16 protein-coding genes are annotated in these 16,185 nt (G+C 67.0%); 7 read left to right on the plus strand and 9 right to left on the minus strand.

Annotation, left to right across the window (positions count from 1 at the left end; genetic code table 11):
* The first annotated feature begins 50 nt into the window (after positions 1-50).
* Positions 51-2,333 carry a bifunctional diguanylate cyclase/phosphodiesterase gene (locus CBY09_RS00660; protein ID WP_094285445.1) on the plus strand — a complete coding sequence of 761 codons (2,283 nt, stop codon included), beginning with the start codon at positions 51-53 and terminating at the stop codon, positions 2,331-2,333.
* 223 nt (positions 2,334-2,556) lie between these two features.
* A complete protein-coding gene (locus CBY09_RS00665; RefSeq protein WP_094285446.1) occupies positions 2,557-3,723 on the plus strand; it encodes an alpha-hydroxy acid oxidase in 1,167 nt (388 codons plus the stop codon).
* A 15-nt stretch (positions 3,724-3,738) separates the two neighbouring features.
* Here CBY09_RS00665 and CBY09_RS00670 read toward each other — a convergent pair whose 3' ends face one another.
* Positions 3,739-4,152: a c-type cytochrome gene (locus CBY09_RS00670; protein WP_165773853.1), complete on the minus strand. Its 414-nt coding sequence runs from the start codon at positions 4,150-4,152 to the stop codon at positions 3,739-3,741.
* Between the two features lie 241 nt (positions 4,153-4,393).
* Here CBY09_RS00670 and CBY09_RS00675 point away from each other — a divergent pair, with 241 nt between their 5' ends.
* The 5 genes from CBY09_RS00675 (at position 4,394) to CBY09_RS00695 (ending at position 8,094) form a co-directional block, all read left to right on the plus strand.
* The gene (locus CBY09_RS00675; protein WP_094285447.1) at positions 4,394-4,969 is read left to right on the plus strand and encodes an RNA polymerase sigma factor; all 576 of its coding nucleotides are present in this window, start codon (positions 4,394-4,396) and stop codon (positions 4,967-4,969) included.
* Positions 4,970-4,979: 10 nt separating this feature from the next.
* Complete coding sequence (locus tag CBY09_RS00680; RefSeq protein WP_094285448.1) at positions 4,980-5,783, plus strand: anti-sigma factor; 804 nt, start codon at positions 4,980-4,982, stop codon at positions 5,781-5,783.
* 125 nt (positions 5,784-5,908) lie between these two features.
* Entirely contained in the window at positions 5,909-6,847 is a 939-nt protein-coding gene (locus tag CBY09_RS00685; protein ID WP_094285449.1) for a DUF3034 family protein, read from the plus strand.
* A gap of 14 nt (positions 6,848-6,861) precedes the next feature.
* Positions 6,862-7,332 (plus strand): group I truncated hemoglobin, encoded by a 471-nt coding sequence (locus tag CBY09_RS00690; protein WP_094285450.1) that lies wholly within the window; start codon positions 6,862-6,864, stop codon positions 7,330-7,332.
* Positions 7,333-7,338: 6 nt separating this feature from the next.
* On the plus strand, positions 7,339-8,094 hold the full coding sequence (locus CBY09_RS00695; RefSeq protein WP_240515523.1) for a cupredoxin domain-containing protein: 756 nt from the start codon (positions 7,339-7,341) through the stop codon (positions 8,092-8,094).
* 78 nt (positions 8,095-8,172) lie between these two features.
* Here the strand turns inward: CBY09_RS00695 and CBY09_RS00700 are convergent, their stop codons facing one another.
* The 8 genes from CBY09_RS00700 to CBY09_RS00735 form a co-directional block, all read right to left on the minus strand.
* Positions 8,173-9,171, minus strand: a complete 999-nt coding sequence (locus CBY09_RS00700) for a c-type cytochrome (protein ID WP_094285451.1) — start codon at positions 9,169-9,171, stop codon at positions 8,173-8,175.
* A gap of 172 nt (positions 9,172-9,343) precedes the next feature.
* On the minus strand, positions 9,344-10,420 hold the full coding sequence (locus tag CBY09_RS00705) for an ABC transporter substrate-binding protein (protein ID WP_094285452.1): 1,077 nt from the start codon (positions 10,418-10,420) through the stop codon (positions 9,344-9,346).
* Positions 10,421-10,468: 48 nt separating this feature from the next.
* Positions 10,469-11,641, minus strand: coding sequence for an NAD(P)/FAD-dependent oxidoreductase (locus tag CBY09_RS00710; RefSeq protein ID WP_094285453.1), 1,173 nt, complete (start codon positions 11,639-11,641; stop codon positions 10,469-10,471).
* Entirely contained in the window at positions 11,638-13,041 is a 1,404-nt protein-coding gene (locus CBY09_RS00715; protein WP_094285454.1) for an FAD/NAD(P)-dependent oxidoreductase, read from the minus strand. The genes CBY09_RS00710 and CBY09_RS00715 overlap by 4 nt, the downstream gene beginning before the upstream one ends.
* On the minus strand, positions 13,038-13,334 hold the full coding sequence (locus CBY09_RS00720) for a (2Fe-2S)-binding protein (RefSeq protein ID WP_094285881.1): 297 nt from the start codon (positions 13,332-13,334) through the stop codon (positions 13,038-13,040). Before CBY09_RS00720 ends, CBY09_RS00715 begins: the two co-directional genes overlap by 4 nt.
* Positions 13,335-13,348: 14 nt before the next feature.
* On the minus strand, positions 13,349-14,143 hold the full coding sequence (locus tag CBY09_RS00725) for an ABC transporter permease (RefSeq protein ID WP_094285455.1): 795 nt from the start codon (positions 14,141-14,143) through the stop codon (positions 13,349-13,351).
* Positions 14,144-14,148: 5 nt separating this feature from the next.
* Positions 14,149-15,048 (minus strand): ABC transporter permease, encoded by a 900-nt coding sequence (locus CBY09_RS00730; protein ID WP_094285456.1) that lies wholly within the window; start codon positions 15,046-15,048, stop codon positions 14,149-14,151.
* Positions 15,045-16,133 carry an ABC transporter ATP-binding protein gene (locus CBY09_RS00735; RefSeq protein WP_094285457.1) on the minus strand — a complete coding sequence of 363 codons (1,089 nt, stop codon included), beginning with the start codon at positions 16,131-16,133 and terminating at the stop codon, positions 15,045-15,047. The genes CBY09_RS00730 and CBY09_RS00735 overlap by 4 nt, the downstream gene beginning before the upstream one ends.
* Positions 16,134-16,185 lie beyond the last annotated feature (52 nt).

Genomic DNA, 16,185 nt, shown 5'->3' on the forward strand with positions numbered 1-16,185 from the left:
CCATTCAGCGTCCCAATACGGGTCGCCTAAAATGGTTACAAATTATTTCTATGCCCTTTTTGCGCCAGTTCTTTTCGCATCGCCTGATCTGGCTTGCTGTGTTGGTCTCCCTGGGGATCGGTGTGCTGTTTGCACGTTCGATCTGGACCATCCGCCAGGACGAGTGGAACTACGCCGCGCAGACCAATGCCAATCTGGTGCAGACCCTGGAGCAGGGCCTGGGCTGGGTGCTCGAGTCGTTTGACAAATCCCTGGAGGGCGTGGCCCGCGAGGTGGCGCGCCCCGAGGTGTGGGACCTGCCCCCCGAGCTGCGCGCACGGGTGGTGTTCGACAACTCCTTGCGCTCCCGGGGCGCTGGGGATGTGCTGGTGCTCGACGCCCAGGGCAACATCGTGCTGGATTCAGGCTCGCTCACGCCGCGCAAGGCCAATCTGGCGGACCGGGACTACTTCCTGGCGTTCCAGAAGGACGGGCATCAGGGCCTGTACATCGGCAAGCCCGTGCCTTCGCGCATCACGGGGCTCAACATCCTGCCCCTGTCGCGGGCCTACTTCCATGCCGACGGCAGCTTTGCGGGCGTGGTGGTGGGGGCCGTGCGGCTGAGCTACTTCAATGAGCTCTTCGGTGCCCTGGACATGGGCCCCAGCAGTGGCGTGAACCTGTTCCGTAGTGACGGCGTGGTGATCTCGCGCTTCCCGTACGGCGACATGGACGTGGGCAAGACGATTGCCGGGTCGCCCAACATGCTGCGCTTTCAGAAGGAGGGCAATGGCTCCTTCGTGGGCACGGCGGCGCTCGATGGTGTCGAGCGCCTGTATTCCTTCCGGCAGGTGGGCGAGTTCCCGCTGATCATCAATGTGGCCCAGGCCACCAGCACCATCCTGGGCAAGTGGTACAGCAGCTCCCTGTGGCTGGGCGGTTTCGCGCTGCTGCTGATGGCCGCCTGTCTGGGGCTGGCCCTGCTGTTTGTGCGCGAGCTGACCCTGCGCCAGCAGGTGGCCGCCCGGCTCAGCGAGGCCGAGCACGATGTGCGCACCATCCTCAACAACATGCCGTCGATGATCGGCTACTGGGACGCGCATCTGCTCAACCGTTTTGCCAACAAGGCCCACTTCGAGTGGTTCGGGATACAGCCCGATCGGCTGCGCGGCATGCACTTCAGCGAGCTGGTGGGGCCTGAGCGTTTTGCCGTGAACAAGCCGTTTCTGGACCGCGCCCTGCAGGGCGAGCCGCAGCTGTTCGAGAGCACCCTGCTCGATGTGCATGGCGTGTCGCGCCACATCATCGTCTCGTACGTGCCTGACACCGAAGCGGGTGCCGTGCGCGGCATTTTTGTGCAGACCACCGACATCTCCGAGCGCAAGCGCATGGAGGACGAGCTGTTTGACGAGAAAGAGCGCGTGCGCCTCACGCTGCAGTCGATTGGCGATGCCGTGGTCTGCTCGGACGCCCGGGGCTCGGTGACCTACCTCAACCCGGCGGCCGAGCGCCTGACCGGCTGGCAGGCTTTTGATGCGGCGGGCCACAACGTGGACGAGGTGGTGTGCCTGCGCAGCCCCGACAACGACGCGCTGCTGCCCAGCCCCCTGCGCACGGCCATCCAGCAAGCGGCCGTGATGGAGGCCGTGCGGGGCGTGGTGGAGCATCGGGGCAGCGGCCAGCGTTTTCAGGTGGAGGAAACCGCCAGCCCCATTACCGACCGCCATGGTGCCGTGAGGGGCGCGGTGGCCGTGCTGCGCGATGTGACCGAGGCCGTGGCCATGGCCGAGCGCATGGCGCACCTGGCGCAGTACGACGCACTCACCGACCTGCCCAACCGCGTGCTCCTGCACGACCGCGCCCAGCTGGCCATTGCCCAGGCGCGGCGCGATGGCAAGTCGCTGGCCGTGATGTACCTGGACCTGGATGGTTTCAAGGAGGTCAACGACCGCCTGGGCCACGATGTGGGCGATGTGCTGCTCGTGCAGTTTGCCCAGCGCCTGAAGGCCGCCGTGCGCGCGTCCGACACCGTGTGCCGCCAGGGCGGCGACGAATTTGTGGTGCTGTTGCCGGGCCTGGAGGGCGCCGAGCCCGCGCGGGGCGTGGCGCGCAAGATCCTCGCCTCGTGCGACGCGCCCTTCGAACTGGCGGGCGAGCCTGTGCGCGTGGGGCTCAGCGGTGGCATTGCGCTGTTCCCGCAGCATGGCGACACTTTCGATGCGCTCTCGCGCCACGCCGACAGCGCCATGTACGCCGCCAAGCGCGGTGGCCGCATGCGCTTCATGCTCTACCGGGGCCCGGATGTTCAGCCCGAGGTGGTGCTGCCCGAAGTGGCGGTGGGCGCCGAGGGGTGAGGGGCGCGTAGTGGGTAGTGGTTGCGATTTGCTATCTATTTGGTAGCAATAAGCGCTTGTCCATTGGGCGGTAACGGCATTTTTTGCTTGATAAAGCGCCGCCGCTGTGCCACATCCCGGGCGCGGCGCTGGAAATTTGTTGCAGCCCCTCGAAATAATTTTGATGGCTGGCCGATGCCTCAGCGCCTACCATCTGGCGCAATTCCCATCCTGGAGAGCCTGCGTGCCTGACCTGTCCAAAATCACCTGCATCGAAGACCTGCGTGCCATCGCCCAGCGCCGCGTGCCGCGCATGTTCTATGACTACGCCGATTCAGGCTCGTACACCGAGGGCACCTACCGCGCCAACGAAAGCGACTTCCAGCGCATCAAGCTGCGCCAGCGCGTGGCCGTGAACATGGAGGGCCGTAGCACGCGCACCACCATGGTCGGCCAGGATGTGGCCATGCCCGTGGCCATTGCGCCCACCGGCCTCACCGGCATGCAGCACGCCGATGGCGAGATCCTGGGCGCCAAGGCAGCCAAGGCGTTTGGCATCCCGTTCACGCTCTCGACCATGAGCATCTGCTCCATCGAGGACATTGCCGAGCACACGGGCCGCCACCCGTTCTGGTTCCAGGTGTACGTGATGCGCGACCGCGACTTCATCGAGCGCCTGATCGACCGCGCCAAGGCCGCCAACTGCTCGGCGCTGCAGCTCACGCTCGATCTCCAGATCCTGGGCCAGCGCCACAAGGACATCAAGAACGGCCTGTCGGCCCCGCCCAAGCCCACCATCGCCAACCTCATCAACCTGGCCACCAAGCCGCGCTGGTGCCTGGGCATGCTGGGCACCAAGCGCCGCAGCTTCGGCAACATCGTGGGCCACGCCAAGGGCGTGGGCGACTTGTCGTCGCTGTCGTCGTGGACGGCCGAGCAGTTCGACCCGCAGCTCAACTGGGGCGATGTGGAATGGATCAAGAAGCGCTGGGGCGGCAAGCTGATCCTCAAAGGCATCATGGACGCCGAAGACGCGCGCCTGGCCGTCAACAGCGGTGCCGATGCGCTCATCGTCAGCAACCACGGCGGCCGCCAGCTCGACGGTGCGCCGTCCTCCATCGCCGCGCTGCCCGGCATTGCGGCCGCGGTGGGCAAGAACATCGAAGTGTGGATGGACGGCGGCATCCGCAGCGGGCAGGACGTGCTCAAGGCCCGCGCGCTGGGCGCGCAGGGCACGCTGATCGGGCGCAGCTTCCTGTACGGCCTGGGCGCTTTTGGCGAGGCCGGTGTGACCCGTGCGCTGCAGATCATCCAGAAGGAGCTGGACATCACCATGGCGTTCTGCGGCCACACCAACATCAACAACGTGGATTCGTCGATCCTGCTGCCGGGTACGTTCCCCACCGCCTGAGCCGGGGGCAGGCTGTTACCGGGCGGCGGATTCCGGCGACGGCAGGCGTTTGAGCGTGGCCAGGTAGGCCACCACGTCCTCGCGGTCGCGCGCCTGGTCGAGCTGGTAGTCCATGCCCTGGCCGGGAATCAGCGCCTCGGGGTCGCGCAGCCAGGCCTTGAGCGTTGCACGCGTCCACAGAATCCTGCTTGCGCTCAGCGCGGGCGAATAGTCAAAGTCCTTCAATGCCCCCGCGCGGCGCCCCACCACGCCCCGGTGTGCGGGGCCGTCGCCATGCTGGTCGGCGCTGTGGCAGCTGCTGCAGTGCGCGGCATACAGCGCGGCACCACGCTCTACCGACTGGGCGGCTGCGGGGCTGTGGGCCGTCCATAGCAGGGTGGCTGCTATGGCAACACAATGAATAGGGGGCAGTGGGCGGGGCAGGGGCATGGCGGGGAGCGACGGGTAGAAAGCGCCTTGGGCGCGAGCAGGCGAACCCTGGTAATACGGCCCCGCCAGCCATCTGGATTCATGCGGCCCTGCCCGGGTGGGGCAGATCCGGGGACACCGGTTTCCGGCGCCGGGTCGCTGTTTGTGCCCCTACTACATCCAAAGTGCCCGCTGTGGCGTATTCACCTACGGCAAAGCCCCGTAGGCGCTGCCGAACCGACCAATCCCAGAGAATGGGCGCATGAGCACCCTCCACCCAGACAGTGAACTGATGGACCTCCTTGACCGCATCGCCGCGCAGGACGATTCCGCGCTGAAACGACTGTACGAGCGCACCTCGTCACAGCTTTTTGGCCTGGCCTTGCGCATTGTCCGCAACCGGGACGCGGCCGAGGACGTGCTGCAGGAGGCGTTCTTGACCATCTGGCGCAGCGCGGGCAGCTACCGCGCGTCGCTCAGCCCGCCCATGGCCTGGATGGGCCTGATCGTGCGCAGCCGGGCGCTGGATGCCCTGCGCAAGCGCAGCTCCGATCGGGCCGATCTGATGAACGAGCTGGACGATGACATGGCGCAGACGCTGGAAGGCGACTCGCCCAACCCCATGGACGCCGCCGACGCCAGCGAGCAGGCCTTTGCCCTGCACCACTGCCTGGGCAAGCTGGAGAGCAAACAGCGCGAAGTGGTGAGCCTGGCCTACCTGCGCGACCAGAGCCACGGCGAGCTGGCCGAGCAGCTCAAGCTGCCGCTGGGCACCGTCAAGACCTGGATTCGCCGGGGGCTGGAGCAACTGCGTGCCTGCATGGCGCGCTATGCCTGAGGTCGTCGCCATGAACATCACCCAACACCCCGACCTGCTCGACCGCCTGGCCGCCAGCTACGCGCTGGGCACGCTGCGCGGTGGCGCCCGCCGCCGCTTCGAGACCCTGGCCCGCGAGCACGCCACCGTGCGCGCTGCGGCCCTGGTGTGGCAGACCCGCTGGTCGGGCCTGACCGAGCTGCAACCGCAGGTGGCGCCGTCGCCCGCTGTGTGGACGCGCATCGACAACCTGGTGCGAGCCGGCCAGCTGGAGCAGGCCATGTTGGCCGCCCGGCAGGCCGCCCCCGCACACACACCCGCGCCAGCCCCCGGCGGCTGGTGGCGCAACCTGCTGTTGTGGCGCGGTGCCGCCGCTGCCGGAGCCATCGCCACCCTGGCGGCGGTGGTGGTGGGTGTGCAGGTCAACGGCGGCCTGCGCGCCACCACGGGCGCGCAGATTGCCGCCCTGCAGCAGCAACTGCAGGCCACGCCCCAGATCCAGTACGTGGCCGTGCTGGCCGACGACAAGGCCGCTGCCTCGATGCTCGTCACCTTCGATCCCAAAAAAAACCAGCTGGTGCTGCAGCGCGTGGGGGGCTTCCAGGAGGGAGCGGACAAATCCCTGCAGCTGTGGGCGCTGCCGCCTGCGGGGGGGCCGCGTTCGCTGGGGGTGCTGGGGCAGGACAAACTGCTGACGCTGGTGGCGGGCGAGGCCGATGTGCGCCAGGTGCCTGCGCTCGCCATCAGCCTGGAGCCCAAGGGGGGCGTGCCCAGCGAGACAGGGCCCACCGGGCCGGTGCTGTTCAAGGGCGAGCTGATCCAGCGGATGCTGTGAGGGCCTGAGCCGCAGGTTGCAGCGGCTTTTCAACAATTTTTCGGGGTCCGTGAATCCGCTTTGGTCTCGGGGGCGTATGTAGAAGGCAACATCTTCTTACAACCGTCCATTCATTGGAGACTGCGATGAAACACAGGCCCCCACCCATCCTTCTTGCTGTGGCCGCGCTGGCCCTTGCCAGCGGCCCGGCCCGGGCCGATACCGGCAAGCTGCTGCTCACCGGCGGCGTCAGCACCATCGCCGGATCGGCGGGTGGCGGGCTCACCCCCTGGGCTGTCATTGGAAGCAACGCCACCGAAGGCGAGATGGGTGTGAGCGCCCATGCCACCCGCGCCGCCACGCAGGACTATGGCCTGACCGGCTATGGCGTGGCCCTGGGCCTGCACGACCGCGTGGAGCTGTCGCTGGCGCGGCAGGACTTTGATGCCTCGCCCGCCATCGCCCTCAACGGCATTGCACCGTTTGGTGTCACGCCGGGCCAGCACATCAAGATGGATGTGCTGGGCATCAAGCTCAGGGTGGCGGGTGACGCCGTGCTCGACAGCGACAGCTGGATGCCGCAGATTGCGGTGGGGCTGGAGCACAAGCGGGTGCGCCCGGGCTCGATCGGGTCGGTGCTGGACTTTCTGGGCACCAAAACCAGCGGCACCGATGTGTATGTGAGTGCGACCAAACTGCTGCTGGCGCAGAGCGTGCTCGTCAACGGCACGCTGCGCTACACCAACGCCAACCAGAACGGCCTGCTGGGTTTTGGCTCGGCGGCCCCCGGCAAGAACAGCCGCAGCCTGCAACCCGAGTTCTCGGTGGCGTACCTGGTCAGCAAGAACCTCGCGGTGGGCGCCGAGTACCGCTTCAAGCCCAACAACCTGCAGGCGCTGGGCGCCGCTGCAGGCCTGGGCGCTGCGCTGCGCGAGGACGACTGGAAGGACATCTTCGTGGCCTGGGCGCCCAGCAAGAACCTGTCGCTCACGCTGGCTTATGTGGACCTGGGCCGCATCGTGCCCGGCATCACCAACAACCGCCGCCAGACCGGGTACTACCTGTCGGCCCAAGTCGCATTCTGAGCGAGGAGATTGTCATGACGCACCACCGTACCCTCATCGCCCTTGCCATCGCCACTGCCATTGCTATGGGGGGCTTGCTGGCCCCGCCCGCGTTTGCCCAGGGCACCGCCGCCATGGCCACGGCCCCTGCAGGCCTGTACCAGGCGCTGGGCGAGAAACCCGGCATCACCCGCCTGATGGACGACTTTGTGAACCGTGTGGTCAAAGACCCACGCATTGGCGGCCACTTCAAGGATGTCAAACCCGCTGCCCTCAAGGAGAGCCTGACCGACCAGATCTGCCAGCTCAGTGGCGGCCCTTGCAAATATGAAGGCGCTGACATGAAATCAGCCCATGCCGACATGGACATCAACAAGGGCCACTTCAACGCCCTGGTCGAGGTGCTGCAAAGCGCCATGGATGCCCAGGGCATACCCTTCGCCCAGCAAAACCGCTTGCTGGCCCTGCTGGCGCCCATGCACCGGGACGTGATCACCATTCGTTGAACCACCATGAGAAATACTCTTGTTTTGATAGCTATCAGCGCTTTGTGGACAGGCGCTAGCGCCGGAAATGTCCAGATCCAGGTGCTGGACCGCGAAGGCAAGCCCGTGCCCGACGCCGTGGTGGTGATCTACCCCGGCAACGCGACGGGTACGCCGCCCAGCCTGCTGCAGGCCAGCCCCACCATCGAGCAGGAAAAAATGCGCTTTGTGCCTGCGGTGACGGTGGTGTCTGCAGGCACCACGGTGCGCTTTACCAACCAGGACCGGTGGGACCACCATGTGCGCGGCAATCCCACCGGCGTGGCCCCGGCCGCCGCGCCCGGTGCAGCAGCCAGCACCAATTTCGAGTTGCGCCTGGCGGGCAAGACCGATGGCAAGCCCGCCAATTTTGCCGATGTGAAGCTCGACGCGTCCGGTGTGGTGCTGCTGGGCTGCCACCTGCACGGCTCCATGCGCGGCCATGTGTTTGTGACGGACTCGGCCTGGTCGCTCAAGACCGACAACGACGGGATTGCGCGCTTCCCCTCCGTGCCCGACGGCGCCGCCCAGGTGCGTGTGTGGCACGCCGAACAACTGGTGGACCTGCCGCGCAAGGCCTTGAACGTGGTGCCCGGCCCGGTGCTCGACACCGTGCAGCTCAGCGTGGTGCCCCGCGTGCGCCGCGCCCCACCGGCCACCCCCGGCAACACCCCTGGTGGGCCCATGGGGGCCTACAGCCAGGCGCCAACACAAGGTGCCCACGCCCACCATCGCGGCAGCTGACCCACCACCACGGCGGGTGGTTCACCGGGTGGTGGGTCAGCGGGCTGCTGTCTCGTCCGGGGTTTGCCCGCCTGGGGTTCAGCCCGGCAGTTTGAGCCCGCCCGGGCCTGACGGCACGGTGTTGGCGCTGCTCTTGGTGCCCTGGGCCGGGGGCTGGGTTGGGGCACTGCCCACCTCCTGCTTCACGCTGCCCACCGGGGCATTCAGGTACAGGTACAGCGCCTGTGCATCCACATCGCTGAGCTGGCCCAGTGACTCGAAGGGCATCACCTGGATGGGCGTGCCATCGGGCCGCTTGCCGGTGCGTAGCATGGCGACAAAGCTCGCGGCGTTGGGATAGCGCGCCAGGGCGCTGTCAGCGCTGTGGGAGCCCGGGCGGATGTCGGAGGCCGCAGGCCAGTCGGGCGGGCCACCGGGGATCTTGCCACCCGACAGGTCTGCACCATGGCAGCCGATGCACATGTTGGCCACATACTGGCCGTTGGCCAGCGTCACGCCCGCAGGCACGGGGCGCGAGGGCGCGAGCTGGTGGTCGATGCGCGCGGCCGCGTCGGGGATCACGCCCAGGCCATACAGCACCCAGGCGGGGCGGGGCAGATCGACCACGGCCTGCTGCGTGCTCTCCTGGGGCGGCAGCTGGCGGATGTACGACACCAGTGCGTTCAGGTCTTCATTGGTGAGGCGGTTGTAGTCTTCGCTGGGCATCACCATCACGGGGCGGCCATTGGGCTTGACGCCATGGCGGATCACGCTGTTCCAGTCTTCGGGCTGGTAGCGGCCCACCACGCCCGCAGACGTGATGTTGGGCCCGGCGATGCGCGTGCCCTTGCCATCGTTCACAAACTCGCGGCCCGTGCCCTGGGCTCCATGGCAGTCGGTGCAGCCGCGCGAGGCATACAGGTAGCGGCCACGCTCGATGGTCTGCGCATCGGTGGTGTAGGCCACGGGGCGCGGCTTGATGTCGATGTAGCGGTTGCGCCGCTGTTCGGCCAGGTACAGGCCGCTGGCGGCGGTGGCGGCCACGATCATGCCCAGCAGCATGGCGCCGCCTGCAGTCCATTTGATCCAGCGTTTCATGGTGGTATCCCTCTTCTTCGATTCGACGACCCAATTGCCGTGTTCAGGCGGCGGATTCTGAATTCGAAGAAGTGGTTTGGCGCACCCCCAGGCCGCAGGGCGTGGCGGGGCCGGTGACATTTGTCACAAACAGCCCGCCGGTGTGAGCAGATGTTGCCCGCCCACACCCCTCTCAGCGCTCGATGGTCTTGTTCCAGCGCGTGTTCCAGGCGGGGCGGTTGGCGTTCACGCTGTCCCAGTCCAGGGTCACGGCGTTTTTCATCCATTGGGTGATCTTGGCCACCTGCTCGGCGCCTTCGCCCACGGCGGGCGCCTTGGGGTTGGTGGGGATCTGCGCGCCAAACTGCAGCACGTTGGCCTGGGCCAGCGGGCTCAGCAGGAACTCGGCGAGCTTTTGTGCCAGCTCGGGTTCGCTGTTCTTGGCGATCACGCACTGGCCTGTCATCAGCACCACCGAGCCCTCCTTGGGCTGTGCGTATTCCACCGGGATGCCCTTGGATTTGAGCGCCGCCACGGCTGTGGGCGTGAGCGGGAACAGTGCGGCCTCGCCGGTCTGCACCATCTCGGAAATCTTGGCAGAGCTCGGGATGTACTCCAGCACATTGGGGCCAATCGTCTTGGCCCAGTTGGCAAAGCCCGGCTCCACGTTCTTGTCGTTGCCACCCTGGATGCGGTTGAACATCAAGAAGCCGTGCAGACCGAACGACGACGAAGGCATGGACTGGAACACCACCTTGCCCTTGTACTTGGGGTCGGCAAAGTCCATCCACGAGGTGGGCGCGGCCCAGCCCTTTTCCGCAAACATCTTGGTGTTGTAGGCAATGCCGGTCATGCCCAGGCTCACGCCGCTGGCCAGGTCGTCCTTGAAACGGGCTGCGGGGTAGATGTCGTTCAGGTGTGGGTTGGGCTTTTGCTTTTCGCACAGGCCCATGCCCATGGCGCGCACCATGATGCCGTCGTCGAGGAACATCACATGCATCTGCGGCTTGTCCTTGTTGGCCTGGGCCTTGGCCAGGATGTCTGACGAGGTGCCGGGCACCACCACCACGCGCGCGCCGTGCAGCTTTTCAAACGCCGGGAACACGTACTGCGTATACGCCTTCTCCATGGTGCCGCCGTTCATGCCGATGTACAGCGTCTTGGTTTGTGCCACGGCGCTGCCGCTGGCGGCCAGGGCCGTGGCAGCAGCCGCTGCGGCCAGCAGGCCACGGCGCAGGGAAACAACGTTCGAGCAGAAAGCGAAGTTCATGGTGATTGCCTTTCAGGTGGGTCAGGGGGAAATACAAGATCGGCTGGCTCAGTGGGCCTGCACTGGGGTTGTCGGGGTGTTGTGAGCGGCGGGCACAGGTGGTTCGTCGAAACGTGCGAGAGAAAACGCGTCGATGGGTGTGCTGGTCTGCCCGTCACGCGCCAGTTCGGCCAGCACCTCGCCCACGGCAGGGCCAATCTGAAAGCCCGCGCCCGCGAAGCCAAAGCCGTGGATCAGGCCCGGTGTGGTGCGGCTTTGGCACAGCACGGGCTGGCGGTCGGGCAGGTAGCCCTCGGTGCCGCTCCAGGTGCGGATGAAATGCGCGTGCTTGAGCGCGGGCAGCAGTTCGATGGCCTGCTGCGTGAGCGATGCAATCGCGCCGCGCTCGGAGCGCGCGCGGTCAGCATCCAGCCAGAAGCCCGAGCCGCCGCCCAGCACCAGGTTGCCGCGCGCCACCTGGCGGCAATAGATGCCACCGCCTTCGACGCCCAGGCTCCATTGCATGAAGTAGGGCAGAGGCTCGGTGACCATCATGGCCGGGTGGCCCGAGCGCAGCGGCACGGCCTCGCCGAATTGCGCAGCCAGGGCACCGGCCCAGGCGCCTGCGCAGTTGAGCACCACGGGCGCCTGCACCTGCAGCGCGGTGCCCGATTGCAGCGTGAACTGCTGGCCACTGTGTTCGATGCGCGTGAGGGGTGAGCGCTCAAAGATTTGTGCGCCCGCGCGTTGGGCGGCCAGCGCGAAGGCGGGCGACACCAGGCGCGGGTTGGCTTGCCCGTCGTCGGCGCAAAGCGAACCGCCCACGGCCTTGCCACCCAGCCACGGGCACTGCCCACGCAGGCGCTCGCCAGAGATCAGCGCGATCCCCAGGTCAAAGTCGCGGCTCAGGTCGGCGTAGTGCTCCAGCGATGCCAAGTCCGCCTCGCTGCGCGCGATCTTGAAATGTCCGGTGCGCTGGTATTCGCCGTCGGTGCCAATCAGCTCGGGCAGCCGCGCCCAGATCTGGTGGGCACGCTGCGCCAGCGGCAGCTGGCTCAACGGGCGGCCCTGGCGGCGCACACCGCCGTAGTTCACGCCGCTGGAGCGCGAGCCACACAGATCGCGCTCCAGCAGCACCACGTCCACGCCCTTGCGGCGCAACGCCAGCGCGGCCGATGCGCCCACGATGCCGCCGCCCACGATGGCGACGTCGGTTTTGACAATGCGGGTGGTGCTGCTCATGCGGAGGCTCCCGCATCGACCGACGGCCGCGTCTGCAGGTGGATCGGTATCGGCTTGATGGGCGCCTGCCCGCGCAGGCGGCCTACCAGCTCCACTGGTTTGCCGGTGGCCTGGGCCAGGATCTCGGCGGCGGCCACGCCGCAGCTGCGGCCCTGGCAGCGGCCCATGCCCACACGGGTGAGCGCCTTCAGCCGGTTGATCTCGTCGGCGCCGGTGTTGCGCACGCAGGCGCGCAGCTCGCCCGCCGTGATGTTCTCGCAGCGGCACACCACCAGCGCATCGGGCGCGTGCGCGGCCCAGTCGGTAGGGAAGGGAAAGGCGCGCTCCAGTCCTTGGCGAAACTTCATCAGGTGGCTGAGCTGGCCTTGCAGCGCCAGTATGCGTGCGGTGTCCACGGCCACGCCGTGGTCCTGCAGCAGCGCCAGCGCCGCCAGTTCGCCCGCCCACTCCGCCGCATCGGCACCCATGATGCCCGCGCCGTCGCCCGCCAGATACACGCCCGGCACGCTGCTGCGGCCTTCGGCATCCCGCTCGGGCAGGTGGGCACGGTGCAGGGGGGCCCAGGCAAAGCGGCAGCCCAGCAGGTCGGCCAGCTGGGTCTCGGAGCGCAGTGCGTAGCCAAAACCCACGGCGTCGCAGGCCAGCGTGTGCTCGCGCCCGGCGCTATCGGCCCACACCACACCTGCCACGCGCTGGTCGCCCAACACGCGCACGGGGCGGATGCCGCTGTGGATTGGGATGCCGTGCGTGCGCAGCCAGGCCACGTAGTAGACGCCCTTGGCAAACACCGCAGGCTGCGTGAGCATGGCGGGCGCGGCGGCCAATTGGTCGGTGAGCCGCGCGGTGTCGAGCACTGCAGCCACGCTGGCTCCGGCCTTGGCATATTGGTAGGCCACCAGGTAGAGCAGCGGGCCCGTGCCCATCAGCACCACGCGGCTGCCAATGGCGCAGCCCTGGAACTTGAGCGCCACCTGCGCGCCGCCCAGCGTGTACACGCCCGGCAGCGTCCATCCCGGGATGGGAAGCACCCGGTCGGTGGCGCCGCTGGCCACGATGAGCTGGCGATAGGGCACGGTGCGCGTGGTTTGCGTGGGGCCGTGCAGCACATCGAGCAAGCCGCCCTGGGCGTTCCACACCAGGCTGTCGGGCCGGTAGTCGATCTGGGCCTGCAGGCCATCGAGCGTGTTGTGCACGGCGGTGGCGCGCGCGGCCTCGGTGCCATACAGCGTGGCTGCGGCGCGTGTGAAATGTGCGGGTGGTCGGCGATAGATCTGCCCGCCGCCGCGCGCGGCTTCGTCGATCAGCACGGGACGCACGCTGTGGGCGGCCAGCGTCTGCGCGGCGCGGATTCCGGCAGGGCCTGCGCCCACGATCACGGGTTGCAAGGTGGGGAGCGTCATGCTGGTCCTCCGGTCGTGAGGTCCATGCCCTCCGTCACGAAGGTGGTGCAGGCACGCAGCCGTTCGCCACTTGCCGCCATCACCCAGCAGTCCTGGCAAGCGCCCATCAAACAGAAGCCTGCGCGGGGCTCGTGGCTGAATTCATTGCGGCGCAGCTGCGCGCGCTGGGTCAGGATGGCGGTCAGCACCGTGTCGCCTTCCAGCGCAAGGGCAGGCTGACCGTCAATGGCGAAATGCACGGGCGCTCGGTTCTTTTCAGCCATGCGGTGCAGCAAGGCGGGGCTTGAATTCATGGTTTCAAAGGGCATCATTTCCGTCCCACCAGCACACGATCGAGCCCGTAGACGCGGTCCAGCAGCACCATGGCAAAGGCCGTGACTGCCACCATCAGCGCCGACACGGCGGCCATCAGCGGGTCGATGGACTCGGTGGCATACATGTACATGCGAACCGGCAGCGTCACCGTGCTGGGCGAGGTGACGAAGATCGACATGGTCACTTCGTCAAAGCTGTTGATGAAGGCCAGCATCCACCCGCCTGTGACGCCGGGCAGGATCATCGGTAGCGTGATGCGTGTGAACACCGTGGCCTGACTGGCACCCAGTGACAGGGCGGCATGCTCGGCACTGCGATCGAACCCCACCAGCGCCGCCACCACCAGCCGCAGCGTGTACGGCGTGACGATGAGCGCATGCGCAAACACCAGCCAGCCAAAGCTGCCCGTGCCGCCGATCAGCGCAAACAGCCGCAGCAGGGCCACGCCCAGCACCAGATGCGGAATGATGAGCGGCGACAAGAACAAGCCGTTGAGGAAGCCGCGCCCCGGAAAGTCGTAGCGCGTGATCGCGATGCCCGCTGGCACGGCCAGCACTGTGGCCAGCGTGGCCGATGCCAGCGCCAGCCACAGGCTGTTCCAGAAAGACTGAACGAAATCCGAATGTTCGAACACTGCCTTGAACCAGCGCAGCGAGAACTCGGTAGTGGGCAGGGTCAGCGTGTTGTGCGGCGTGAAGGCCACTATGCACACCACCAGCAAGGGGGCGAGCATGAAGGCGATGACGAGCGCGTTGAACGCGAGGGCGATGGGGCCGTTTTTTTGCATCTTGGTTATCCCAAAGATTTCTTGTAGCGGCCTTCGACCAGCCGGTTGTAGCTCAGCATGACAACGAGGTTGGCCACCAGCAGCGTGAGCGCGATGGCGGCGCCCAGCGGCCAGTTCAGCTCATGCAGGTACTCGTCGTACACCACCGTGGCCACCATCTTCAGGCGCCGACCGCCCAGCAGGCCGGGGATCGCGAACGAGCTGGCTGCGAGGCCGAACACGATAAGGCTGCCGGACAGGATGCCGGGCAGCACCTGCGGCAACACGATGCGCCGCAGCGTGGTGAAGGGTGTGGCCTGCAGCGACAGGGCGGCGTTCTCCACGCCCGGGTCCAGCTTCTGCAGCGAGGTCCACACGGGGATCACCATGAAGGGCAGCATCACGTGCACCAGCGCAATCACCACCGCAATCTCGGTGTAGAGCATCTTCACCGGGCCGATGCCCACCAGGCCAAAGGCCGCGTTCACCAATCCTTCAGGGCCCAGCAGCATGCTCCAGCCAAAGGCGCGCACCACCACCGACACCAGCAGCGGCGCCAGCACCACCAGCAGCAAGATGGAGCGCCACGGGTTGCGCATGCGGCTGAGTACATAGGCCTCAGGTGCGCCTATAAGCACGCAGATCAGCGTGACCAACCCAGCAATCCAGAACGTGCGCCAGAAGATGGCGTGGTAGTACGAGTCAGCAAACACATGGCCGTAGTGCTCCAGCGTGAACTCGCCCGCCTTCACGCCCGTGGCCGGGTCAAAAGCGTTGAACGAGAGCACGGCCGTGAGGCCCAGCGGCACCAGCAGCAGCACCGTGAACAGCAGCAGCGCCGGGCCGGACAGCCACCAGGGCAGGGCCTTCTTGCCCAGCAGCGGGTGGTGCGTTACTGCCGCCGTTGTTGTCGTGGCGCTTGTCATGGCGTGGCCTCGGCGTCGGCCAGGGCGGCCTCTTGGGCGGGCAGCAGGCGCATGCAGTGGTCAGGCCAGTCCAGGCCTGTGCGCTCGCCTTCTTCCAGTGCGCTGCGGCCATCGTTGGGGGCCAGCACCATCAGATCGCCCATGCCCGTGCCCACGCGGTACAGCCACTGGCTGCCCAGGAAGAAGCGCTCGCACACCTCGCCGTCAATACGGCCTTGCACTGCGGGCACCAGCTGCAGCTTTTCGGGGCGCACGCTCAGCAGCACGGCCGCACCGGGGCGAAACTGTGCGCCCTCCACCCGCACTTCAATAGGCCCCGCGCCCACATGCGTGTGGGTGGCGCTGGCCGTGGTTACCTGGCCCGGCACCAGGTTGGCCTTGCCCACAAAGGTGGAGATGAATCGTGTGCGCGGATGCTCGTACACCCGGTGCGGGTGGTCAATCTGGGTGGCGCGGCCCGCCTCCATCACCACCACACGGTCGCTGATGGACATGGCCTCGCTCTGGTCGTGGGTCACCATCACCGTGGTAGTGCCCACCTTGCGCTGGATCTGGCGCAGCTCGAACTGCATCTCCTCGCGCAGCTTGGCGTCGAGGTTGGACAGGGGTTCGTCCAGCAGCAGCACGGGCGGCTCGATGACCAGCGCACGCGCCAGGGCCACGCGCTGGCGCTGCCCGCCCGACAGCTCGCGCGGGTAGCGGCCCGCGTGTTTCTCCAGGTGCACCAGACCCAAGGCCTGAGCGACGCGCTCCTTGCGCTCGGACTTGGGCACCTTGCGCATCTCCAGCCCAAAACTCACGTTGTCGGCCACCGTCATGTGCGGGAAGAGCGCGTAGCTCTGGAACACGATGCCCAGCCCGCGCGTGTTGGCCTTGGCGTGGGTGATGTCGCGCCCGGCCAGTGCGATGCGGCCACTGCTCACCGCCTCGAAGCCCGCCACCATCTGCAAGGTGGTGGTCTTGCCGCAGCCCGAGGGGCCGAGCAGGGAGACGAACTCGCCTTTTTCCACCGAAAGGTTCATGGACTGCACCGCACAGGTGCTGCCATAGAACTTGGTCACATCCGTGAGCTGGAGGAAGGACATGCGTGGGCCTTTCTTTCTGCCTGTTTGTCTATCGATCTGTTCTTGCGGGCCA

This window comes from Acidovorax kalamii, from assembly GCF_002245625.1.
In the GTDB taxonomy this organism is placed as follows: Bacteria; Pseudomonadota; Gammaproteobacteria; order Burkholderiales; family Burkholderiaceae_C; genus Acidovorax; species Acidovorax kalamii.

Coding starts and splice junctions, on each gene's coding strand:
- CBY09_RS00660 (WP_094285445.1), top strand. CDS start 51: ATGCCCTTTTTGCGCCAGTTCTTTTCGCATCGCCTGATCTGGCTTGCT.
- CBY09_RS00670 (WP_165773853.1), bottom strand. CDS start 4,152: ATGCCCCTGCCCCGCCCACTGCCCCCTATTCATTGTGTTGCCATAGCA.
- CBY09_RS00675 (WP_094285447.1), top strand. CDS start 4,394: ATGAGCACCCTCCACCCAGACAGTGAACTGATGGACCTCCTTGACCGC.
- CBY09_RS00680 (WP_094285448.1), top strand. CDS start 4,980: ATGAACATCACCCAACACCCCGACCTGCTCGACCGCCTGGCCGCCAGC.
- CBY09_RS00685 (WP_094285449.1), top strand. CDS start 5,909: ATGAAACACAGGCCCCCACCCATCCTTCTTGCTGTGGCCGCGCTGGCC.
- CBY09_RS00690 (WP_094285450.1), top strand. CDS start 6,862: ATGACGCACCACCGTACCCTCATCGCCCTTGCCATCGCCACTGCCATT.
- CBY09_RS00695 (WP_240515523.1), top strand. CDS start 7,339: ATGAGAAATACTCTTGTTTTGATAGCTATCAGCGCTTTGTGGACAGGC.
- CBY09_RS00700 (WP_094285451.1), bottom strand. CDS start 9,171: ATGAAACGCTGGATCAAATGGACTGCAGGCGGCGCCATGCTGCTGGGC.
- CBY09_RS00705 (WP_094285452.1), bottom strand. CDS start 10,420: ATGAACTTCGCTTTCTGCTCGAACGTTGTTTCCCTGCGCCGTGGCCTG.
- CBY09_RS00710 (WP_094285453.1), bottom strand. CDS start 11,641: ATGAGCAGCACCACCCGCATTGTCAAAACCGACGTCGCCATCGTGGGC.
- CBY09_RS00715 (WP_094285454.1), bottom strand. CDS start 13,041: ATGACGCTCCCCACCTTGCAACCCGTGATCGTGGGCGCAGGCCCTGCC.
- CBY09_RS00720 (WP_094285881.1), bottom strand. CDS start 13,334: ATGAATTCAAGCCCCGCCTTGCTGCACCGCATGGCTGAAAAGAACCGA.
- CBY09_RS00725 (WP_094285455.1), bottom strand. CDS start 14,143: ATGCAAAAAAACGGCCCCATCGCCCTCGCGTTCAACGCGCTCGTCATC.
- CBY09_RS00730 (WP_094285456.1), bottom strand. CDS start 15,048: ATGACAAGCGCCACGACAACAACGGCGGCAGTAACGCACCACCCGCTG.
- CBY09_RS00735 (WP_094285457.1), bottom strand. CDS start 16,133: ATGTCCTTCCTCCAGCTCACGGATGTGACCAAGTTCTATGGCAGCACC.